General features: G+C 66.5%; 17 protein-coding genes. 9 read left to right on the forward strand and 8 right to left on the reverse strand.

From position 1 onward, the window contains the following. Positions 1 to 51: 51 nt before the first annotated feature. Genes FQU96_RS34330 through FQU96_RS34340 form a run of 3 tightly spaced genes read right to left on the reverse strand, consistent with a single transcriptional unit; the run spans position 52 to position 4342 of the window. Positions 52 to 1467, reverse strand: a complete 1416-nt coding sequence (locus FQU96_RS34330) for an amidase (protein ID WP_146545914.1) — start codon at positions 1465 to 1467, stop codon at positions 52 to 54. 18 nt (positions 1468 to 1485) lie between these two features. Continuing rightward, complete coding sequence (locus FQU96_RS34335) at positions 1486 to 2895, reverse strand: amidase (RefSeq protein WP_146545915.1); 1410 nt, start codon at positions 2893 to 2895, stop codon at positions 1486 to 1488. A gap of 25 nt (positions 2896 to 2920) precedes the next feature. Then, positions 2921 to 4342: a tetratricopeptide repeat protein gene (locus FQU96_RS34340; protein WP_146545916.1), complete on the reverse strand. Its 1422-nt coding sequence runs from the start codon at positions 4340 to 4342 to the stop codon at positions 2921 to 2923. Between the two features lie 249 nt (positions 4343 to 4591). Here FQU96_RS34340 and FQU96_RS34345 point away from each other — a divergent pair, with 249 nt between their 5' ends. Continuing rightward, positions 4592 to 6088 carry a CoA-acylating methylmalonate-semialdehyde dehydrogenase gene (locus FQU96_RS34345; RefSeq protein ID WP_146545917.1) on the forward strand — a complete coding sequence of 499 codons (1497 nt, stop codon included), beginning with the start codon at positions 4592 to 4594 and terminating at the stop codon, positions 6086 to 6088. A 551-nt stretch (positions 6089 to 6639) separates the two neighbouring features. Here the strand turns inward: FQU96_RS34345 and FQU96_RS34350 are convergent. Beyond that, positions 6640 to 7701 carry a hypothetical protein gene (locus FQU96_RS34350; protein ID WP_146545918.1) on the reverse strand — a complete coding sequence of 354 codons (1062 nt, stop codon included), beginning with the start codon at positions 7699 to 7701 and terminating at the stop codon, positions 6640 to 6642. A gap of 274 nt (positions 7702 to 7975) precedes the next feature. On the opposite strand from FQU96_RS34350, the gene FQU96_RS34355 reads away from it, so the two are divergent. From FQU96_RS34355 to FQU96_RS34370, 4 genes are all read left to right on the forward strand, one after another. Further along, positions 7976 to 8803 carry a hypothetical protein gene (locus tag FQU96_RS34355; protein WP_146545919.1) on the forward strand — a complete coding sequence of 276 codons (828 nt, stop codon included), beginning with the start codon at positions 7976 to 7978 and terminating at the stop codon, positions 8801 to 8803. 215 nt (positions 8804 to 9018) lie between these two features. Then, complete coding sequence (locus FQU96_RS34360; protein ID WP_146545920.1) at positions 9019 to 9588, forward strand: hypothetical protein; 570 nt, start codon at positions 9019 to 9021, stop codon at positions 9586 to 9588. 84 nt (positions 9589 to 9672) lie between these two features. After that, positions 9673 to 10206: a nuclear transport factor 2 family protein gene (locus tag FQU96_RS34365; protein ID WP_146545921.1), complete on the forward strand. Its 534-nt coding sequence runs from the start codon at positions 9673 to 9675 to the stop codon at positions 10204 to 10206. Between the two features lie 234 nt (positions 10207 to 10440). Next, entirely contained in the window at positions 10441 to 11832 is a 1392-nt protein-coding gene (locus FQU96_RS34370; RefSeq protein WP_146545922.1) for an SMI1/KNR4 family protein, read from the forward strand. Between the two features lie 153 nt (positions 11833 to 11985). Here FQU96_RS34370 and FQU96_RS34375 read toward each other — a convergent pair whose 3' ends face one another. Beyond that, positions 11986 to 12591: a thiamine pyrophosphate-dependent enzyme gene (locus FQU96_RS34375; RefSeq protein WP_146545923.1), complete on the reverse strand. Its 606-nt coding sequence runs from the start codon at positions 12589 to 12591 to the stop codon at positions 11986 to 11988. Then, on the reverse strand, positions 12591 to 13160 hold the full coding sequence (locus FQU96_RS34380; protein WP_146545924.1) for a thiamine pyrophosphate-binding protein: 570 nt from the start codon (positions 13158 to 13160) through the stop codon (positions 12591 to 12593). The genes FQU96_RS34375 and FQU96_RS34380 overlap by 1 nt, the downstream gene beginning before the upstream one ends. Before the next feature lie 107 nt (positions 13161 to 13267). On the opposite strand from FQU96_RS34380, the gene FQU96_RS34385 reads away from it, so the two are divergent. The 4 genes from FQU96_RS34385 (at position 13268) to FQU96_RS34400 (ending at position 17308) form a co-directional block, all read left to right on the forward strand. Further along, the gene (locus FQU96_RS34385) at positions 13268 to 14227 is read left to right on the forward strand and encodes a LysR substrate-binding domain-containing protein (RefSeq protein WP_146545925.1); all 960 of its coding nucleotides are present in this window, start codon (positions 13268 to 13270) and stop codon (positions 14225 to 14227) included. Between the two features lie 57 nt (positions 14228 to 14284). Next, positions 14285 to 15232, forward strand: a complete 948-nt coding sequence (locus FQU96_RS34390; RefSeq protein WP_146545926.1) for an ornithine cyclodeaminase family protein — start codon at positions 14285 to 14287, stop codon at positions 15230 to 15232. 266 nt (positions 15233 to 15498) lie between these two features. Continuing rightward, a complete protein-coding gene (locus FQU96_RS34395) occupies positions 15499 to 16662 on the forward strand; it encodes an iron-containing alcohol dehydrogenase (protein WP_146545927.1) in 1164 nt (387 codons plus the stop codon). 220 nt (positions 16663 to 16882) lie between these two features. Beyond that, positions 16883 to 17308: a hypothetical protein gene (locus tag FQU96_RS34400; protein ID WP_146545928.1), complete on the forward strand. Its 426-nt coding sequence runs from the start codon at positions 16883 to 16885 to the stop codon at positions 17306 to 17308. Here the strand turns inward: FQU96_RS34400 and FQU96_RS34405 are convergent. Continuing rightward, a complete protein-coding gene (locus FQU96_RS34405; protein ID WP_178130906.1) occupies positions 17234 to 18028 on the reverse strand; it encodes a TVP38/TMEM64 family protein in 795 nt (264 codons plus the stop codon). The genes FQU96_RS34400 and FQU96_RS34405 overlap by 75 nt on opposite strands. A gap of 103 nt (positions 18029 to 18131) precedes the next feature. After that, positions 18132 to 18386, reverse strand: coding sequence for a hypothetical protein (locus tag FQU96_RS34410; RefSeq protein WP_146545930.1), 255 nt, complete (start codon positions 18384 to 18386; stop codon positions 18132 to 18134). Between the last annotated feature and the right edge of the window lie 112 nt (positions 18387 to 18498).

Below are 18498 nucleotides of genomic sequence, written 5' to 3' on the forward strand. Positions count from 1 at the left end.
CCCCTCCGGCCTTCGGCCACCTCCCCCAACTGCGTTGGGGGAGGGTGTGGTTTACCCGGCCGCCATCGGTGGCGGTGGGATCGGCGTCGTCTCCTCGAACGCGTAGGCGGCGCGCAGCACGCGGGCGTCGGCGTAGAGCGGGCCGACGATCTGCAGGCCGATCGGCAGGCCCGCCTTGGTGGTGCCGCAGGGAATGGTCGCGGCGGGATGGCGCGTCAGGTTGAACGTCAGCGTGAACGGCGTCCAACCGATATCGAGGCCGTCGCCACCCCATGCCGCCGGTTCACCGACGTCGAATGCCGGCATCGGCATCGTCGGTGTCAGCAGCAGATCGTAGTCCTCGAAGAACTGGTTGAAGAGGGCGCCCAACTGGACGCGCTGCTGGCCGGCGCGCAGGAACGCTTCCAGCGAATGGCGCCCGCCATGCTCGGCGGCGCGCAGCAGGCCGGGATCCATCAAGGCCTGCCGCTCGGGCGGGAAGCTCTTGATCAGCAGGCTGAAATTGCTGGTCCAGTGGACGTTCTCGATGTCGCGCGGATCGAGGCCGTTCAGCTTGGGGCTCGCCTCGACCACCTTGGCGCCCAGCTTCTTGAAGGCCTTGGCGGCATTCGCCACCGATTGCGCCACCTCGGGATCGATCTTGTCCTTCTCGACAAATCCCAGATCGGGCGAGTAGGCGATGCGCAGGCCCTTGACGCCCTTCTCGAGACCCTTGAGGTAATCCTCCTGGTCGGTGGGAATCGCGTACCAGTCGCGGTGATCGGGCCGGGCGATGACGTTCATCATCATCGCCGCATCGCGCACGGTGCGGGTCATCGGCCCGGCGTTGGACAGCGTCCCCTGGGTCGACGGCGGATGGAGCGGCACGCGGGCGAACGTCGGCTTCAGACCGAACAGGCCGCTGAAGCTGCAGGGAATGCGCACCGAGCCGGCGCCGTCCGTGCCGACCGCGAGGTTGCCGATGCCGACGGCCGCCGCTGCCGTGCCGCCACCCGACGAGCCGCCCGGCGTCTTGTGGATGTCCCACGGGTTGCGCGTGATGCCGAACAGCTTGGAGTCGGTGACGCCCTTCCAGCCGTATTCCGGCGACGTCGTCTTGCCCAGCAGGACGGTGCCGGCGGCGCGCAGGCGCGCTGCCGACGGCGCATCGTTGTCCCATGGCCCGTCGGGGCCGATGGCGGCGCTGCCCATGCGCGTAGGCATGCCGCGCGTCTGGACCATGTCCTTGATCGTGGTCGGCACGCCGTCGAGCGGACTGAGCGGCTTGCCCTTGCTCCAGCGCTTCTCCGACGCACGCGCCTGCTTGACGGCGCTGTCGGCGTCGACGTGCTGCATGCAGTTCAGCACCGGGTGGAACTTCTTGATGCGGGCCAGCGCCGCCTTGGTCGCCTCGACAGGCGATGCCTTGCGTTTCTTGAACAGTCGCGCCAGCGCGTGCGCCGGCATCATCGCGAGATCGTCAGCCATGCTCGGTTCCTGGTGTCCTTATTTCGCCGGCAGCGCCGGCACCTTCAGGGGTGCGACCTGCTGGTAGTGGTGGGCGGCGCGCAGCACCAGCGCGTCGCGATAGTGGCCCGATGTGATCATCAGACCGACCGGAAGGCCGGCATGGGTAAGCCCGCAGGGTACGCTGGCCGACGGGTGGCGCGACAGATTGAAATGATAGGTGTAGGGCGACCAGCGCTGGTTGGGCGTGCCGTCGGCAAGATCCGGTGCCATTCTGCCGGTGTCGAACGCCGCCACGGCCAAAGTCGGGCACAGCAGCAGGTCGTACTGGGCGAAGAAGCGGTTCCAGCCCAGGGTCAGGGCGCGGCGGTCCGCCATCGCGGCCACGAGATCACCCGAACTGTATTTGGCACCGTCGCGCGCCATGGCGAGCAGCGTCGGGTCCAGCAGCTGGTGACGCTCCGGCGGGAAGATCTGCAGGACACGCTGAACGAAGCACAGCCAGTGGGTGACGAAGGTCTTGCGGCCATCGATCCCGCCGAGATCGGGACTGGCCTCTTCGACCTCGCAGCCGAGTTTCTGGAACGTCCGGGCCGCCTTGGTCACCAGCGCGCCGACCTCGGGGTCAAGCTCGTGGTCGCCGAACTTCATCACCAGGCCGATCTTCAGCTTCCTCACCTTGCCGTCGATCTTCTTGATGTAGTCGACATCGTCGGGCGGCAGGGCGCTGGGATCGCGCACGTCAGGCTCGGCAATGACGTTCATCATCAGCGCGCAGTCCTCGACCGTGCGCGTCATCGGGCCGGTATTGGAAAGATCGCCGTTGACGCTGGGCGGCCACGCTGCGACCCGGCCGAAGGTCGGCTTGTGACCCACGATGCCGCAGAAGCTGGCCGGCAGACGGATCGAGCCGCCGCCGTCGGTGCCGATCGCCAGTGGCCCCAGCCGCGCGGCGACCGCCGCGGCGGCCCCGCCCGACGAGCCACCCGATGTCTTGTCGAGGTTCCACGGATTGCGCGTGATGCCGCGCAGCGGGCTCTCCGTGATGCCCTTGTGCCCGAACTCCGGCGACGTCGACTGCGCGAAGATCACGGCCCCCGCCTCGCGCAGGCGCTGGACCGACGGCGCATCGCCTTCCCACGGCTGATGCGGGTCGACGGCTTTCGATCCCATCAGGGTCGGCCAGCCCTTCACGCGCACCAGTTCCTTGACCGAGACGGGAACGCCATCCAGCGGCGACAGCGCCTCGCCTTTCTTCCAGCGTTTCTCGGACGCCGCCGCATCCTTCAACGCCGGTTCGGCATCGATCAGGCTGAGTGCGTTGAGCACGGGGTTGACCGTGTCGACGCGCGCCAGGATCGCCTTCAGCGCCTCGACGGGCGAGGCCTTGCCCTTGCGATAGAGCGCCGACAGCTCCGTTGCCGTGGCCTGGGTGAGATCGGATTTCAACGGACGCTCCTTCGGCTCTGTCCTGTCACGCCGCGCGATAGCGGCGGGTCAACCGCTCGGCCTGCTGGCGCGCCGTCAAGGCATCCTCGGCGCGGCCCAGCCGGTCGTAGATCGTGGCGAGGTCGCGCTTGGTGTGGGCGATGTTGCCGCGGGCATGGTCGTTGGCCACCAGCGCGGCCAGTGCGCGGTCGTTCCACTGCGCCTTGATCAGGGCATCCAGCCACAGCGCACCGAACAGGGCGCGCTGGGCATGGCTGCCGCCGATCACCTGCAGGTGGGGCAAGGCGTCGCCCAGCAACCGCGCCGCCGTTCCCCAGTCGCCCTTGGCGTGCGCCACCACGCCGTGCGCCGCCGGCACGGCGGCTTCGACCCAGGCCGTGCGTTCGAACGGGCGCGCCCGTCCGGCGCGATCTTCCAGGCTCGCCAGCATCTCGGTGACGGCGGCGCCCTCGCCGGCGCGGGCAAGGCCGTAAAGATACTGCAGATCCAGGAACGGCGAGAAATGCTCGTGCAGGCGGGGCACCAGATAGGTCGCGATGTCACGCCAGCGGTCGCCGGCATCGACGCCGCGCAGCTCCAGCCGCGCCAGCAGTGAAATGGCGTTGATCTGGTCCTGGCAGAACGTCTTCCACACGCCCCAGACCCGATTGTCGTACAGCGCCAGCGCCTGCTCGGGGCGGTCGCTGTCGATGTAGAACAACGCCGTGTGCCACCAGTTGTGCGTGTACATGAAGGAGTTGCAGGCGTCCCAGGTGTCGGCCAGGCCTTCCATCCAGGCGATGCCGTCCTCGATGCGGCCCTGGGTCTCCATCACATGGGCCGCGGCATGGTGCGCCCAGGGATCGCTGCGGTTGATCGCGACGGCCCGGCGCGCGTCGGCCTCGGCCTCGTCGAGCCGGTTGAGTTCCTCCAGCGCGAACGCCCGCATGCCGTAGACGTAGCCGACATCGCGATTGGCCGGCCCGATGGCTTCGCTGATGCGCAGCATGCCCTCGGCGTTGCCGAGATTGAAATGCGCCAGCTGGCCCAGCTTGGCGGCGAACAGGTCGCGCGGCCAGGCCGACGCCATCTCTTCGAAAGCTGCCGCGGCGCCATCGAGTGCGCCGTCGTGCCAGGCCGAGATCGCCTGCAGCCAGGCCCGCTCGCGCGCCGTCATGTCGGCCTGGCGCGCCTGGGCCAGCGCCAGCTGCGCGCCGGCGGCCTGGTGCGCGGCGGGCTCGTCCATGGTGATGTTCAGCGCCGCCGCCTGCATCTGGACCAGCGGCACGTCGCTCGCGCGCTCGGCCATCATCATGAACGGCGCGAAGTCCTTGCCGTAGCCCAGCCATTGGCCAAGCACGTGATCGAGGGCCTCGATCGTCGCCGCATCGGCATTGGCGACGGGCAGCCCTTGTGAATCGGTGAGCATGTCGGCTGGGCGTTGTCCTTCCGGCGCGAACCTAACCATGCGCGGCGCCATGAGTCGAGATCGCCGGCCGGATGCCGGGCGTATACCGCTGTCATCCCGAGCGTAGCGAGGGATCTTTTGATGCAGGCGCACCCGTGCGTCACTTGCAGAAGATCCCTCGCTGCGCTCGGGATGACGGGTGCACTTACCGGGAAAGGACGATTCGGGCTGCGGCCGTTCGGCCGCTTCCCCAGGCTGCGCGCCGCTGCTAGTTTCCGGCCCAATCGAGGTGGTCCTGCGGAGGGAAAGATGGCCAGCCAGATCGGGCATTTCATCAACGGCAAGAACGTTCCTGGCGGCAGCGGCCGTTTCGGCGACGTCTTCAATCCGGCCACCGGCGAGAAGACGGCCGAGGTCGCCCTTGCCAGCACGGCCGAGGTCGACGCGGCGGTCCAGGTCGCCAAGGCTGCCCAGGTCGCCTGGGGTGCCATGCCGCCGCTGCGCCGCGCGCGCGTGATGTTCAAGGTCAAGGACCTGATCGAGAAGCGCATCGACGACATCGCGCGCCAACTGTCCCTGGAGCACGGCAAGACGTTCGACGACGCCAAGGGCGAGGTCGGCCGCGGGCTGGAGGTGGTCGAGTTCGCCTGCGGCATCGCCCATCACCTGCGCGGCGACTACACCGAGCAGATCGCCACCGACATGGACAGCTGGTCGATGCGCCAGCCGCTGGGTGTCGTGGCCGGCATCACGCCGTTCAACTTCCCGATCATGATCCCGTGCTGGATGGGTGCGATGGCCGTGGCCTGCGGCAACGCCTTCATCCTCAAGCCGTCGGAGAAGGATCCCAGCGCGCCGATGCTGCTGACCGAGCTGTTCGCCGAAGCGGGCGTGCCGGCCGGCATTTTCCAGGCCATCAACGGCGACAAGGAAGCCGTCGATGCGCTGCTCAAGCATCCCGACGTGCCGGCGATCAGCTTCGTCGGCTCGACCGCGATCGGCCGCTACGTCTACCAGACCGGCACGCAGCACGATAAGCGCGTGCAGGCCCTGTGCGGCGCCAAGAACCACATGGTGGTGATGCCCGACGCCGATCTCGACCAGACCACCGACGCCCTGATCGGCGCCGGCTATGGCGCCGCCGGCGAGCGCTGCATGGCGATCTCGGTCGCCGTCGCGGTCGGCGACATCGGCGACAAGCTGGTCGAGAAGCTGGCGCCGCGGGTGCAGAAGCTGAAGGTCGGCCCCGGGCTCGACCCGCAGTCGGAGATGGGCCCGCTGGTGACGCGCCAGCACCTCGACAAGGTGAAGGGCTACGTCGACCAGGGCGTCAAGGAAGGCGCCAAGCTGGTGGTCGACGGCCGCGACCTGCGCCTGCAGGGCTACGAGAACGGCAACTTCATGGGCGGCTGCCTGTTCGACAACGTCACCACCGACATGACGATCTACAAGGACGAGATCTTCGGGCCGGTGCTGTCGATCGTGCGCGCCAAGGGCTTCGACGAGGCCATCAAGATGGTGAACGACCACGCCTACGGCAACGGCACGGCGATCTTCACCCGCGACGGCGACTCGGCGCGCGCGTTCGCCAACAACGTCAAGATCGGCATGGTCGGCGTGAACGTGCCGATCCCGGTGCCGGTCGCCTACCACTCGTTCGGCGGCTGGAAGGCCTCGATCTTCGGTGACCATGGCATCTACGGCATGGAAGGCGTGCGCTTCTTCACCAAGCTGAAGACCGTCTCGGCCCGCTGGCCCACCGGCATCCGCAGCGGCGCCGAGTTCAACTTCAGGTCCCGGCACTGAGGGCAGGGGCTTGCTTCGCGTGGCGCGGGCTTCGTCCCGCGCCACCAGGAGCGCGACCTGGGCAAAGGGCGCGGCAGAAAGGGCAGATACGGCCAGAAAGTCCTTTTCTCCTTGATTCTGCTGCATTCTTTGCACCGCAAGCCGGCCGGCCAAGTGGCGGTCAAATAGAGGCAGATACGGCCAGAAAGTCTTTTGGTCACCGGTGAGCGCCGCCGTGCGGTCAAGCGGAGCGCGCTTGCGATCGGCGCTATCAGCGCCATCGCCGATGTGTGCGTGGTCTCTCTTGCAGCCAACATCACTCACGCCTGCGCGCGCCAGGGTCCTCTTGGTTCGATGTGGGGTTCGTTGGCTGGCGCCGCCTGTTTGGCGGCAGCCTGGCCGTCTCACGCTGGGCTCACGAGATGCCTATCCTGACGGTCGCATGCCCACGCAGTACTATCTATATAATGTTCTTTAGAAAAGAACAAGAAGAATTTCGGCTCGCGCCGATGGCGGACGATCTGTCCTGGTGGACTCGAGGCGCGTGCTCTGGGGCACGCTCGGCGTGCACCCTACAAGGGCGCTTCCAGTAGCTTGAACGTCTTGCGCTCGGGCAGCGTGTTCGTGTGCCGGCGGATCCGCTCGAATGTCTCGCGCACGACAGCCGGCACGGTGTCGGGCGGCACCAGCCCCTGCCATGATACGATGTGGTCCTGCCCTTGGCCGTTGATCAGGCGTCGGCGCTTGAGGCTGCAGACCATATCCAACAGCGGCGAGCCCGGCGACGCGGCGTAGTTCGCAGCGTCCAGCCGCGCGATCATGGCGGCGGCGTCCGGTATGGGAAACGCATCGAATGCAACAGGGACGGGAATGCGTTCCCAGCTCGCTCCGCCTGGCCGAACCGCATTATCCCACAGCGTGATGACGCCCGATGGATCCACCTGGGCTTCTATGATCAGTCCGCGCGTTTTCGGTGCCACGCAGGATGCGATCACGCTCTCCTGATTGAAGGCCTTGTGGACGTCTTTGATGGCCGGGCACGGCATGACGGACGAGTCGCGGCCTCCCGCCGCGGCCCTGAGCGCATCGATGACTTCCTTGATGACGGCACTTTTGCGGGTCGCCTCGGTTGCCGCCGGCGTGTCGTCCTGGTGCTGCCGCAAGGGCCAAGCGTAGACGCCGCCCAGGCGCCAGAGCTCTACCCGGACCGATTGCGCCTTGCTCCCGTCCTTTATTTCGAGCCGGCAGTTCGGGACGTGAGGTCCTGTGCTGCGCCACTCTCCTTCCGGCCGGATGTGGTCGAAGCCGATGTCATCAAGGCGTCGCCGCAGATCACGGAACACATCGGGTGAGAGACGGGCAACGTTCAGGCGCCAAGTGAAATCACCGGCCTGGCCGAACGTCTTGGGACAGATCCGCACGACACGCCCATCGGCCCACATCTCGGCTGTCGTGACACCCAATCCGCGACTGTTCCCACCGCCGCAGGTCGCCCGCATCACCGCCGGGTCGGCAGGCTGTGCGGCGGCCGGCGCCTGAAGCCCGACCATCGCCAGCGAGAAGGCCAAGCACGCAGGACCGTATCGCCGCGACAGCCCTTGAGACGTCGTGAGGTTGTGACCAGACCCGATCATGACTGCGCTCCGACGCAGGCGTACACTTCGGCTTGACGCCAAACTACGTCACCCGCAGCGCTGCCACATCCTTCAGATGATGGATATGGCCGGCGGCGGCCTGACAGGCATGCTGCATTTCGGCGAAACGTTTCGCGATCTCTCAGGTGGTGGCGCGGTCTTTCGCGATGGCATGCGGCATCAACCTTCAGGTTGACGTGCCATCGGTCAGGATTCGCTACACATCAGGAAGCCATCACCACTGAAGGGGTCAGCTGACCCTCGGAGGGCTTCCATGCCGGCGAAGCCGACACTACTGCTCGACGTAACGCGTGGTCCTTTGTTCGAGCAACGGAACGTGAATGCACCCGCAGGACTGAAGACCCCAGGCGTCTATAATCTGGCGCTTTTCTGGGAATCTGGAAAGTCGCGCCGCGGCGTTCTGACGGTCGACATCGCACCACGGTTTTCTTTCTTTAGGTCACGAAAACCCTACGGGTCCTTGCTGGAGTGGGCAGGCGACCAGCCCGATCTTTTCATGAAGTCGTTCTCGCGCACCATCGAATCTTGGTGGAGCCAAGCGCATCCCATCTTGCCGTCACGCAGGAACTCCTGGTTCGACGAAATCAACGTGGTGTTCGCCGTGGTGCCCTGGACGACAACGCCATTGGTCACGGAGACCCGCTGGTCGGTGACCGTCACCAAGGTCGATCCGGTAGATTACACCAAGGGCTTTGAGGGCAAAGTAAGCAAGGTGAGCATCGATCGTGCTGGCGCCGACTTGGAAGTAACATTGTACAGTCGCGACCTGGACCCTATTGTCAGAGACCGTATTGTTCGCGGCGTCTCTACGAAATTCGAACAACGCCCAGTCCTTCACGAGTTCGGTCATATCATCGGCCTAAGAGATGAGTACCCCGGCGGGCGCGCGCGAAACCCAAATTGGCCTGAAGATCTGGAGAGTGTCATGTTCTCCGGTGAAAAGATTCGCGAGCGCCACTACGCTCCTTTTGCCCATTGGTTGACCCGGCAGTTCGCGTCCCTCTCCCTCTCGGGAATAGGCGACGGTTCCGTCGTCTGGAAGGTTCGAGGCCGGACGGACCTGAACAATGCGCTGCTGTGATCGTGATGAGCCATTGAAAGCCCAGGCTCTCTTGCGGCGTTGCAGGTGACGGTGGTGTAGTTGGCAACACGGATGCGATGTCGGAAACGCGAGGCTCATTCAGGATGCCGCGCTCGAGCCGCCGCTATGGTCCATTGTGACGGGGCGCATCATCGACCAGCTCGGCGGTGTTGCCTGCGCGACACCATCATCTGTCGTTGGGGAAAGTGACTGATATGACCCCCGGCTTGCCGGAGCGCGCGACGATTCCCTTGAGGAGCATCGAACCGGATACCACGCGGCTGGGGCGTTGGTGTCGTCGGATCGCCGTGGTTGTCTCGCTCGTTGTGCTGGCGATTCTCCTGGTCGTCGGGCCCGGACGCCTGGGGGCGTCGACCTCGATTTTCCGGCACCAGCCCGTGGATCCCTTCATCGGCTGGCTGACCGGCGTTCTGGGCGCGCTGGCATGCCTGGTCGTTGCGTTGAACCGGTGGTTGGCGCGCCGCTACAGCCGCGTCGACGTCGATCGCAGCGCCGGTAGCGTGCGCGTTATGCACCATGGCCTGTGGAACCGACGCGATGAGGCGATGTCGCTCGGCAGCGTGCGCGAACTGGCGCTGGTCGAGACGCAGGATGACGGTGCGCCGTCGTGGCGGCTGGAGTTCCGCCCGACACAGGCCGCCGGACGGACGCCCCTTGTCGTGGCAACCACACACAATCTCGACCGCCTTCATCCTCTCGCGCAGCGCATCGCCCGGGAGGCGGGGCTCGAACTCGTGCGCGTGCGTCGGCGCGCCAGATCCTGACCGGCTGAAAGCAGGCCGGGTCCGCCAGGGATCTGAACCGGGGTCTTGAATACGGGTGCGCGCACCCAAATGTCTGAGCGCATGATGAAAAACGACAGACGCCGTGTGCTGACGGCAGGATGTGCTGCCCTGCTCGTGGGAGCGTTCATACCCGCGGCGCAGGCGCAATCGGCCCGCGATGACGAGATGGCGGTGATCCGGGTCACGAACGCCATCGACGTTGCGGTCGACCGCAAGGACTGGGTACAGGCGCGCAGTTTCTTCGCCGATGAGGTCCGAACGGACTTTACATCCCTGATCGGTGGCCAGCCTGCGGTCGTGACGGGCGACGACCTGATCGCCGGTTGGCGCCGCAACCTCGGCCCGCGCAAGAGCAGTCTCCATCTGCGCGGCAACCACCTGCCGACGGTGCAGGGCGATCGCGCCACGGTCTACTCGCATGCCTATGCCTGGAATCGCCTGGAGGGCAACGGCGAGCCGCTGTGGGAGGTGTGGGGCCACTACACCCACGAACTGGCACGCACGCCATCGGGCTGGAAGGTGATCGGCTTCACCTTCGTGATGACCCACGAGCGCGGCAACATGTGGGTGAAGACCACGCCGTCGCCGGTCAACTAAGATACTCTGGTGATGCCATCGGCCCGGGAGCGTGTGCTTCTGCCGGCTTGCATAACTGTCATCCCGAGCGCAGCGAGGGATCTTTCTATTCGTGAACGGTCCGCACACCGCCAAAGATTCCTCGCTTCGCTCGGAATGACAGCGGGCGGCGACAGACGGCGGCCGTGCCGAAATGTCGTCAACCTTTTTGTCTAAGGTTCGGGGCGGTCGGCGAAGGCCTTGCTCCGGAGATCCATGTATTTCGCAAAATTCCTTCACAAACCGCCGGGCGATGATGATCGCCTGGTGCTGCTGGCGCTCGGTTCCGACACGCTGATGGGCATCTACCTGAAGGAAGTCGACTACCTGGCGTTCGATTGGAGCAAACCCCTGCCACCGGGAGCCAACCTGCCGGGCGAATTCCTGCGCCAGGCGTTCGACACGGCGTCGCAGAGCATCGCGGCGTTTCGGCACGAAGTGGAAAGGCTGCGCGCCGCGGGCTACGTCGAAACACACCACACCGACTATACGCTGCGCGATCTCGGCGGCGATTTCACACCGAAACCGGCGTGGCAGCGGTTGCTGGACGATGCGATGATGGCGAGCTTCGCCGATCCCGTGGACGTGCAGGCGAACAGGCTGGCGGCGCTCGCGGAAACACCGGCGGCCGACGAACCCATGGCCTTGTGGCTTGCGGCACGCCACGCCGGCGCGATCAAGTCATCCGACGCCCTGGAACGCGCCGAGCGCGCTCGCGATACGCTGGTGCAGCGCGAAGCCGGCAAACAACCTTACTATACCTGGTCGCTGCCCGCCCGCGCCGTCAAAGGACACGTCTATGCGCTGCTGGCGCGCCGCCATCTCGATGCGCGCGCAACGCCCGATGCGTCGGCTGCCCTGGGTGCGATCGACGCTGCGTTGGACGCGTACCGGGACGAAGATCGGCTGATCCTTCAAGCCTGGATTCTCAGCACGCATTTCCCGGAGCGCGAAGAGGACGCCTACGACAGCATCTATCGCTACGCCGATCGCGGCGGCTACGAGTCGATCACCGCGCGCGCCTCCTGGGCAGCGTATGCCGCCCGCCGTGCTGCCGACACCGCTGCCGGGCGCGCGACCTGGCGCTGGAGCGGTGGGCATCAGCCTGCCGACGCGGCAGCGATCGCCGCGGCGGAGGCCGCGCTCGATGTCCGGTTTCCCGACGCCTATCGTGCGTTCCTGCAGGAGCGGGGTCGCTGCGACCTCTTCGTGCGGTTACCGGATGAGGACACGCGCCTGCGCTTCGCCGGGCCGGATCAGCTGTCGCAGATGCGCGAGGACTTCATCCATTTCGTCACGCTCACCGACAGCGAGGCGAATGCCGCGGCGTCATTCCGTGAGTCGTCTGGCGTTGCGCTGCGCCACCTCGTTCCGATCGCCGAGCCGTACGACGCCAGCAATCTCGTGCTTCTCCACACCGAGCCTGGCGACCGCTACGGCCGCTGCTTCGTGTGGAACCACGACGGTGCATGGGAGCTGGTCCATGAGCAGCCGGACTTCCCGGCGATGCTGGCCATGGTGCTGGATGGAATCGAGCGACAGGAGGCGGCTGCCCTCGATTTGTTCAACGTTCCCGTCGACCCACCTCATCCTGAGGAGGCCGCGTAGCGGCCGTCTCGAAGGATTGGCCACAGGCGGAGTCTTGAAAAAGCGGGTTCGCAGCGCTTGTACTGTTTGTCCACCCTTCGAGACGCGGCCCTGCGGGCCGCTCCTCAGGGTGAGGTCGTGTGTGAGCGAGCGCCTATGGACCGGAGGCCGGGGTCATCCCGCCGGGAAGCCGAGATGGGCGCGGAAGCGGTTCTTGATGTGCACGGCATCGCGCGCGGGCAGGGAGCGTGGCGGGTTTTCCGCTGCGACCTTGATGACGAACAGGCGCGGTCCATCCGACGCGGCGTGCAGGTGCTCGCCGGTATCCGCGATGTCCTGCGGCGTGCGCACGGTGCGGGTCGACGCAAAGCCGCAGGCCGCCGCGACGTTGGCGATATCGATGCCGCGCCCGGTATGGCTCGCCTGCATGCCGGTCTCGCCGAAATGGTGATTGTCGATGACCACGATGTCGAGATTGCGCGGCCGCGCCACCGCGATGGTGGCGAGACTGCCGAACGCCATCAGCTGCTCGCCATCGCCGGTAATCACCAGGACGCGCCGGGTGGGCTGCGCCTGCGCCAGGCCGAGGCCGACCAGCGCCGCACCGCCCATAGCACCCCAGAGATAGTAATTGTCGTCGCGGTCGCCGGCTGCGTGGACGTCGTAGGTGGGTGAGCCCAGGCCGGTGACGACAAGCGCGTCCCGCCGGTGCTGCAGGAGCGCGGCGATGGCGTCGCGGCGGGCGAGGGGGACGGGATGCACGGTATTGGTCATGGACATCACCATGTCTTCCGGCCCAGCAGACGCTGTCCGATCAGAACCGCGATCTGCTGGTCGGCCTCGTAGGCGAGCGCCGCGCCGGCCGCGACGGTGTCGACCAGATCCGCCGGTGTCTCGGCGCGCATGACGCGCACGCCCACCGCTTCCAGCGCCGGCTGCGTCGCGCGGCTCATGGGCACCTGCCAGGGATTGAACTCGGCCCACTCGCCGCGCATCGTCACCAGCATCAGCAGCGGGAAGCGGGCGATCGCCGGCAGCGACAGCATGTTGATGCAGTTGCCGACACCGCTGGACTGCATCAGCAGGACGGCGCGCTGGCCACCCAGCCAGGCGCCGGCGGCGATGGCGATGCCTTCCTCCTCGGTCGTCAATACGTTGGCGACGACATCGGGGTCGGCATCGAACAGTTTGATCAACGTGCTGTGGCCGGCATCGGGAACGTAGGCCATCTGGCGCACCTGCGCCGCCTTCAGCACGCGATAGACGTCCGACGGCCACGACGCTTCCGGCGGGGCAGCCGGCGGTGCGCCGCCGCGTGCCGGGTCAAGACCTGCTGCAACGCCCGACATCGTCGATCTCCGATCCGTTCCAGGAAAACCACGGGGAGACTAACGATCACATAATGCTATTGCTTCGAGCATTTTGTGTGAACAGATATAATGATATTCTATCGCTCATGGAGCTTTCACAACTTCGCACCCTGATCCAGGTCGCCGAACTGGGCAGCCTCAGCAAGGCGGCGGACCGAATGCGCATCGCCCAACCCGCGCTCAGCCGCCAGGTGCGCCTGCTGGAGGCGGAACTGGGCCTTCGCCTGTTCGTCCGCCACGGCCGCGGCATGGTGGTCACCGAGCAGGGCCGCGAGGTGCTGGGCCATGCCGAGCGAATCATGGCGGAACTCGAGGAGATCAGGGCGCGCGCATCGAACGCGGACGCACCGTTGAAGGGGCAGATCGCCATCGGCATGCCGCCGACGGTCGGCGACATCATCTCCGTGCCGCTGGTGGACCTGTTCGGCCGGTCCCATCCCCAGGCCGTGCTGCGCCTGGTCAGTGCCTATACCGGCTACCTGCTGGACTGGCTGCATCGCGGCGAGATCGATGTGGCGATCCTCTACGATCCGCGGCCGACCCGGTCGCTGCGGTCGCGTCCGCTGCTGCTCGAAAATCTGTTCCTGATCGGGCCCGCGGACGCCGGATTCTCGACCGTGCGCCCGACTCCGTTCAAGACGCTGGACGGCAAGCGTCTGCTGTTGCCCAGCGTTCCGCATGGCCTGCGGACGATCGTCGAGCGTTGCGCGACCGAAGCGGGGATCACGCTTGATGTCGCCGTCGAGGCCGACTCCTACGCCACGCTGAAGGACCTGGTGCGGCATGGGCATGGATGGACGATCCTGCCGCTGGCGCCGATCCGCGAGGACATCGCCAGCCGCCGCCTGACGGCCGCCGCGCTGATCGATCCGGTGCCGGTACGCCGGCTGGTCCTGTCCCACCCCGCCGATCGCCCGGTGTCGCGACTGGCCCGTTTCGCCGGCGATGCCATCGCCGGCATCGTCCATGATCAGGTCGAACGCGCCCAGTGGAGCGGACAACTGCTGGCGCCTGAAAGCCTGGATGCCGAAGCGCGTTCGCGCTGAGGGGGCGTTTGCCTGTGTCTGATCAACCGGCGTTCGCGCCGGCTCGGAGTATTGCCAATGACTGAACAGCCCGGCTCCCTGCGGTTTGTCGATGCGGCGCAGATCCGAAAAATCCTGACCTTTCCAGTCCTGATCGATGCGATCGAAGCGGCGCATCGGCGTCGCAAGATCGATGTCCAGGACGACGCCATGGGCAACGAGACGGCGTTCTATTTCGCGCGCAATGCCGTGGACCATGGGCGCTTCATGGCCAGCAAGCTGATCACCAGCTTTCCGGCCAATCTCGACACGGGCGTGTTGCCCGCGGTCCAGGCCGTGTGCGTGCTCTTCGACGGCACCAACGGCAGGCCGCTGGCGGTCATGGATGGGACCGAGATCACCTACTGGCGCACGGCTGCCGATTCGGCGCTCGGCGCCAGGCTTCTGGCGCCGCCGTCGCCGGAAACGCTGCTCGTCGTCGGCGCCGGCGAGATGTCGCGGTGGCTTGTGCGCGCGCATCGCACGGTCCGGCCATCACTGCGGCGGGTGCTGATCTGGAACCGCACGCGGCAGCGGGCGATGGCGGTCGCCGCCGAACTGGCGCGCGACGGGATCGCCGTCGAGGTCACGGAGGACCTCGATGCGGCAACCCGTGTGGCGGACATCATCACCACCTGCACCCGCTCGCACGTCCCTCTCGTGAAGGGCGACAACCTGAAGCCCGGTGTCCACCTCGACCTGGTGGGCGGCTATGTGGAGAAGACGCGTGAGGCGGATGACGCGGCGGCACAGCGGGCCCGCGTCTTTGTCGATCGCCGCGAGTCGGCTTTCGCCGGTGTGGGGGACATCCTGCAGCCGATCGCCAGCGGCGCCATCGCGGCGAGCGATGTGCTGGGAGACCTGTATGACCTGGTCGGCGGTACCGTCGCCGGCCGCCGCTCGCCTGACGACGTGACGTTTTTCAAGAACGCCGGCGGCGGCCACTTCGATCTGATCGCCGCCGAAGCCATCTTCCGCCAACTGTGATCGGGGTTGAGCCCTTTTGAAAACGCCCTTCCCCCGGAGGGGGAAGGTGGCGCGAAGCGCCGGATAGGGGATGTCGAAATCGATTCGATGCTGCTCAGTAGGCTCAGAAGCTGTTTCAACATCCCCCTTCCGCCCCTTGCGGGGCACCTTCCCCCTCTGGGGGAAGGGACGCTTGGAATGTGTGAACGCCATAGCGCCTCAGGTGTGCTTCCCTTCGCTGTCGGATCGGATAGATTTCGCGCGACGCACACCGAGGGAGGCCGCGCATGACCATCGCCACCATTCTGACGCCGCGCATGATCGTGATCGGCGGCGGTGCGATCGCACAGGTCGCCGACGTGCTGGGCCAGGTCGGCGGGACGCGACCGCTGGTGGTCACCGACAAGTTCATGGTGTCGAGCGGCAAGCTCGCGGCGGCGACCGATGTGCTGACCAAGGCCGGAGTCGCCTTCGACGTGTTCTCGGACACGATCGAGGATCCGACCACCGAGATCATCGAGGCCGGAGTCGCCCGCATGAAAGCCGGTGGTTACGACAGCCTGGTCGCCTTCGGTGGCGGCTCGCCGATCGACACGGCCAAGGCGATGAGCGTGCTGGCGGCCAATGGCGGCAAGATGCGCCAGTACAAGGTGCCCAACCCGATCCCCAAGCAGGGCCTGCCGCTGGTGGCGATCCCGACCACGGCCGGCACCGGTTCCGAGGTGACGCGCTTCACCGTGATCACCGATACCGAAACCGACGAGAAGATGTTGATCGCCGGCGTGCCGTGCATGGCCGCCGCCGCCATCGTCGACTATGAGCTGACGCTGACCAAACCCTATCGGCTCACCGCCGATACCGGGATCGACTCGCTGACCCATGCCATCGAGGCCTATGTCAGCAAGCGTGCCAGCCCGCATGCCGACAGCCTGGCGCGGGCGGCGATGGCGGCGATCTATCGCAACATCCGCACGGTCTGCGCCGAGCCGCAAAATCGCGCGGCGCGCGAGGCGATGATGCTGGCGTCGACCCAGGCCGGCATGGCGTTCTCCAATTCGTCGGTGGCGCTGGTGCACGGCATGAGCCGGCCGATCGGCGCCTTCTTCCATGTGCCGCACGGGCTCAGCAATGCCATGCTGCTGCCGGCCATCACCGCGTTCTCGGCCGGCGCCGCGTTGAACCGCTATGCCGATTGCGCCCGGTTCATGGGTGTCGCCGGCGACGACGTTTCCGACCAGACCGCGGTGGCGATGCTGCTGGACGCGCTGCGGCAGCTCAATGCGGACCTCAAGGTGCCGACACCGAAGGCCTACGGCATCGACGAGGCGAAATACATGAGCCTGATGCCGACCATGGCCGAGCAGGCGCTGGCGTCGGGCTCGCCGAACAACAACCCGCGCGTGCCGACCAAGGACGAGATCGTGGCATTGTATCAGACGGTCTGGGCTTGACCTTTCCAGCATTTCACGTCGGTTGGACGTGATGGGGCCGCAGGCTCGCGATGTCATCCTGAGCGCAGCGAAGGAGCCTGCGGTGTTGCCGTCAACACTGTCGGTGCTGATGATTGTCAGCGCCGACATGCTTTGCGCGATCCACCGCAAGGTCCTTCGCTGCGCTCAGGACGACAGGCGCCACTGATTCCATCAAACGATGAATCGCTCTAAGAAACCGGTGATTGGACCCGACCACCGGCCGGCGCGCGGGCTATGGGATGCATCGCGCAGCACGTACGTATGGGGTGCCGTGGCCGCCGCGGTCCTGTCGGCCTTGCTCCCCGCGATGTGGATGTGGTCCGACCTCTCCGGCAGCGGCCGGGGTGCCGGTCTGCTGGTCGTCGTCATGGCCTTGTGGGCCGGCGCGCTTCTTCTGCTTGTTCCCCTGGCGGCCTGGGTTGCCTGGTTCATGCCGACGCCGGGAATGCCGGCATCGCTGCAATGGCTGCGGCTCACGGCCGTTGCCTCATTTGTCTCGGTCGTGCCGCTGGCCGTGCTGTTGATGGTGCTCAATGCCATCGAATTCTGGCTATTGATGGCACCGCCGATCGCCATCCTGCATGGGCTGTGGACGGCCTTGTTTCTCCTCGGCGCGCGGCGCTGAAGCGCGCAGCTTCGCCATGACGGTGCGTGACACCAGAACGGCCGCCAGCGCCGTCGCGGCCAGTCCGACGCCGAACAGGATCCAGTTCAGCAGCCTGCCCTCGTCATCGTCGGCACCGTGGCCGAAGGCGCCGATGGAGATGAACAAGGCGGCGCCCGGCAGGATGCCGATGGCGGTGGCGACGGCGTAGTGCGTGAAACGGATGCTGGTGATGCCGAACAGGTAGTTCTGCACGTTGAAGGGGATCAAGGGGCTCAGCCGCAACAGCAGCACGACCTTCCAGCCTTGCGCGCTCACGGCATCGATCACGGCGGCGCCGCGCGGGTGATCCCGGGCCCAGGCACGCACGCGTTCCTGGGCGAGATGGCGGCCGATCTGGAATGCCAGCGCCGCGCCGGTCATGGCCGATGCGATCACCAGGGGGAACGCCCAGACGCCATAGGCCAGGCCGGCAACAATGGACAGCGGTGCACAGGGCAGCAGCGCGATCGTGGCAAGCACATACAGCACGCCGAAGACAACGACGCCCCAGACGCCGAGGCTCTCCACCCAGCCGCGGTAGGTATCGATCCACGTTCCCACCGGCGACAGGACGCCGGCCACGGCCAGCGCCACGATCGCGATGGCGGCCGCCGTCCACACCCACCAGCGGCCGCGGGCACGCCGCAGCCATGTGGTCGGCGGCGTGGCCTCCCTGGCGGGTGCTCCGCGGTGGGACATGCGGGCTCCTCCTCGCGATCGCATCATGGGCGCCGAGAGGGGAAACGTCAGCTTTTGGCGCGTGTTCCCGGGGTCGTACGACAGGCCGGCGTTGGCGTGGCGATCACGCCGCGACGCGGGCCATGTGATGGGCGCGGTTGGGCATGAACGGCAGGGCCCACATCAGACCGGCGGGCGGTGCCTGCTCGTCGAGCTGGGCGAAGGTGTAGGCGCCGACGCAGGTGTCCGCCGCGCCCCGCCGATCGGTGAACATCTCGACCCGTTCTGTCGGCTCAACAATCAGCAGGATGCCCGGCCCGTACCACAGCCCACCGCTGCGGGCGAAATACCCAGGTCGCAGGAAGAACGTCTTGATCATCGCGGCACGCACTCTTTGTTTCGTCAGGGACAACACGTGGTCGTTTTCGACCTACGCTTTCGATACATCGACTGCGAACAGTGGCGGCGTAGGGCAGCCGTCTGTCCATGTC

Source organism: Reyranella sp. CPCC 100927, from assembly GCF_007859315.1.
Taxonomy (GTDB): Bacteria; Pseudomonadota; Alphaproteobacteria; order Reyranellales; family Reyranellaceae; genus Vineibacter.

What these genes read in the sequence shown, in the direction of transcription:
- FQU96_RS34330 (WP_146545914.1), bottom strand. Translation starts at nt 1,467, where the DNA reads ATGGCTGACGATCTCGCGATGATGCCGGCGCACGCGCTGGCGCGACTG.
- FQU96_RS34340 (WP_146545916.1), bottom strand. Translation starts at nt 4,342, where the DNA reads ATGGTTAGGTTCGCGCCGGAAGGACAACGCCCAGCCGACATGCTCACC.
- FQU96_RS34345 (WP_146545917.1), top strand. Translation starts at nt 4,592, where the DNA reads ATGGCCAGCCAGATCGGGCATTTCATCAACGGCAAGAACGTTCCTGGC.
- FQU96_RS34350 (WP_146545918.1), bottom strand. Translation starts at nt 7,701, where the DNA reads ATGATCGGGTCTGGTCACAACCTCACGACGTCTCAAGGGCTGTCGCGG.
- FQU96_RS34355 (WP_146545919.1), top strand. Translation starts at nt 7,976, where the DNA reads ATGCCGGCGAAGCCGACACTACTGCTCGACGTAACGCGTGGTCCTTTG.
- FQU96_RS34360 (WP_146545920.1), top strand. Translation starts at nt 9,019, where the DNA reads ATGACCCCCGGCTTGCCGGAGCGCGCGACGATTCCCTTGAGGAGCATC.
- FQU96_RS34365 (WP_146545921.1), top strand. Translation starts at nt 9,673, where the DNA reads ATGAAAAACGACAGACGCCGTGTGCTGACGGCAGGATGTGCTGCCCTG.
- FQU96_RS34370 (WP_146545922.1), top strand. Translation starts at nt 10,441, where the DNA reads ATGTATTTCGCAAAATTCCTTCACAAACCGCCGGGCGATGATGATCGC.
- FQU96_RS34375 (WP_146545923.1), bottom strand. Translation starts at nt 12,591, where the DNA reads ATGTCCATGACCAATACCGTGCATCCCGTCCCCCTCGCCCGCCGCGAC.
- FQU96_RS34380 (WP_146545924.1), bottom strand. Translation starts at nt 13,160, where the DNA reads ATGTCGGGCGTTGCAGCAGGTCTTGACCCGGCACGCGGCGGCGCACCG.
- FQU96_RS34385 (WP_146545925.1), top strand. Translation starts at nt 13,268, where the DNA reads ATGGAGCTTTCACAACTTCGCACCCTGATCCAGGTCGCCGAACTGGGC.
- FQU96_RS34390 (WP_146545926.1), top strand. Translation starts at nt 14,285, where the DNA reads ATGACTGAACAGCCCGGCTCCCTGCGGTTTGTCGATGCGGCGCAGATC.
- FQU96_RS34395 (WP_146545927.1), top strand. Translation starts at nt 15,499, where the DNA reads ATGACCATCGCCACCATTCTGACGCCGCGCATGATCGTGATCGGCGGC.
- FQU96_RS34405 (WP_178130906.1), bottom strand. Translation starts at nt 18,028, where the DNA reads ATGTCCCACCGCGGAGCACCCGCCAGGGAGGCCACGCCGCCGACCACA.
- FQU96_RS34410 (WP_146545930.1), bottom strand. Translation starts at nt 18,386, where the DNA reads ATGATCAAGACGTTCTTCCTGCGACCTGGGTATTTCGCCCGCAGCGGT.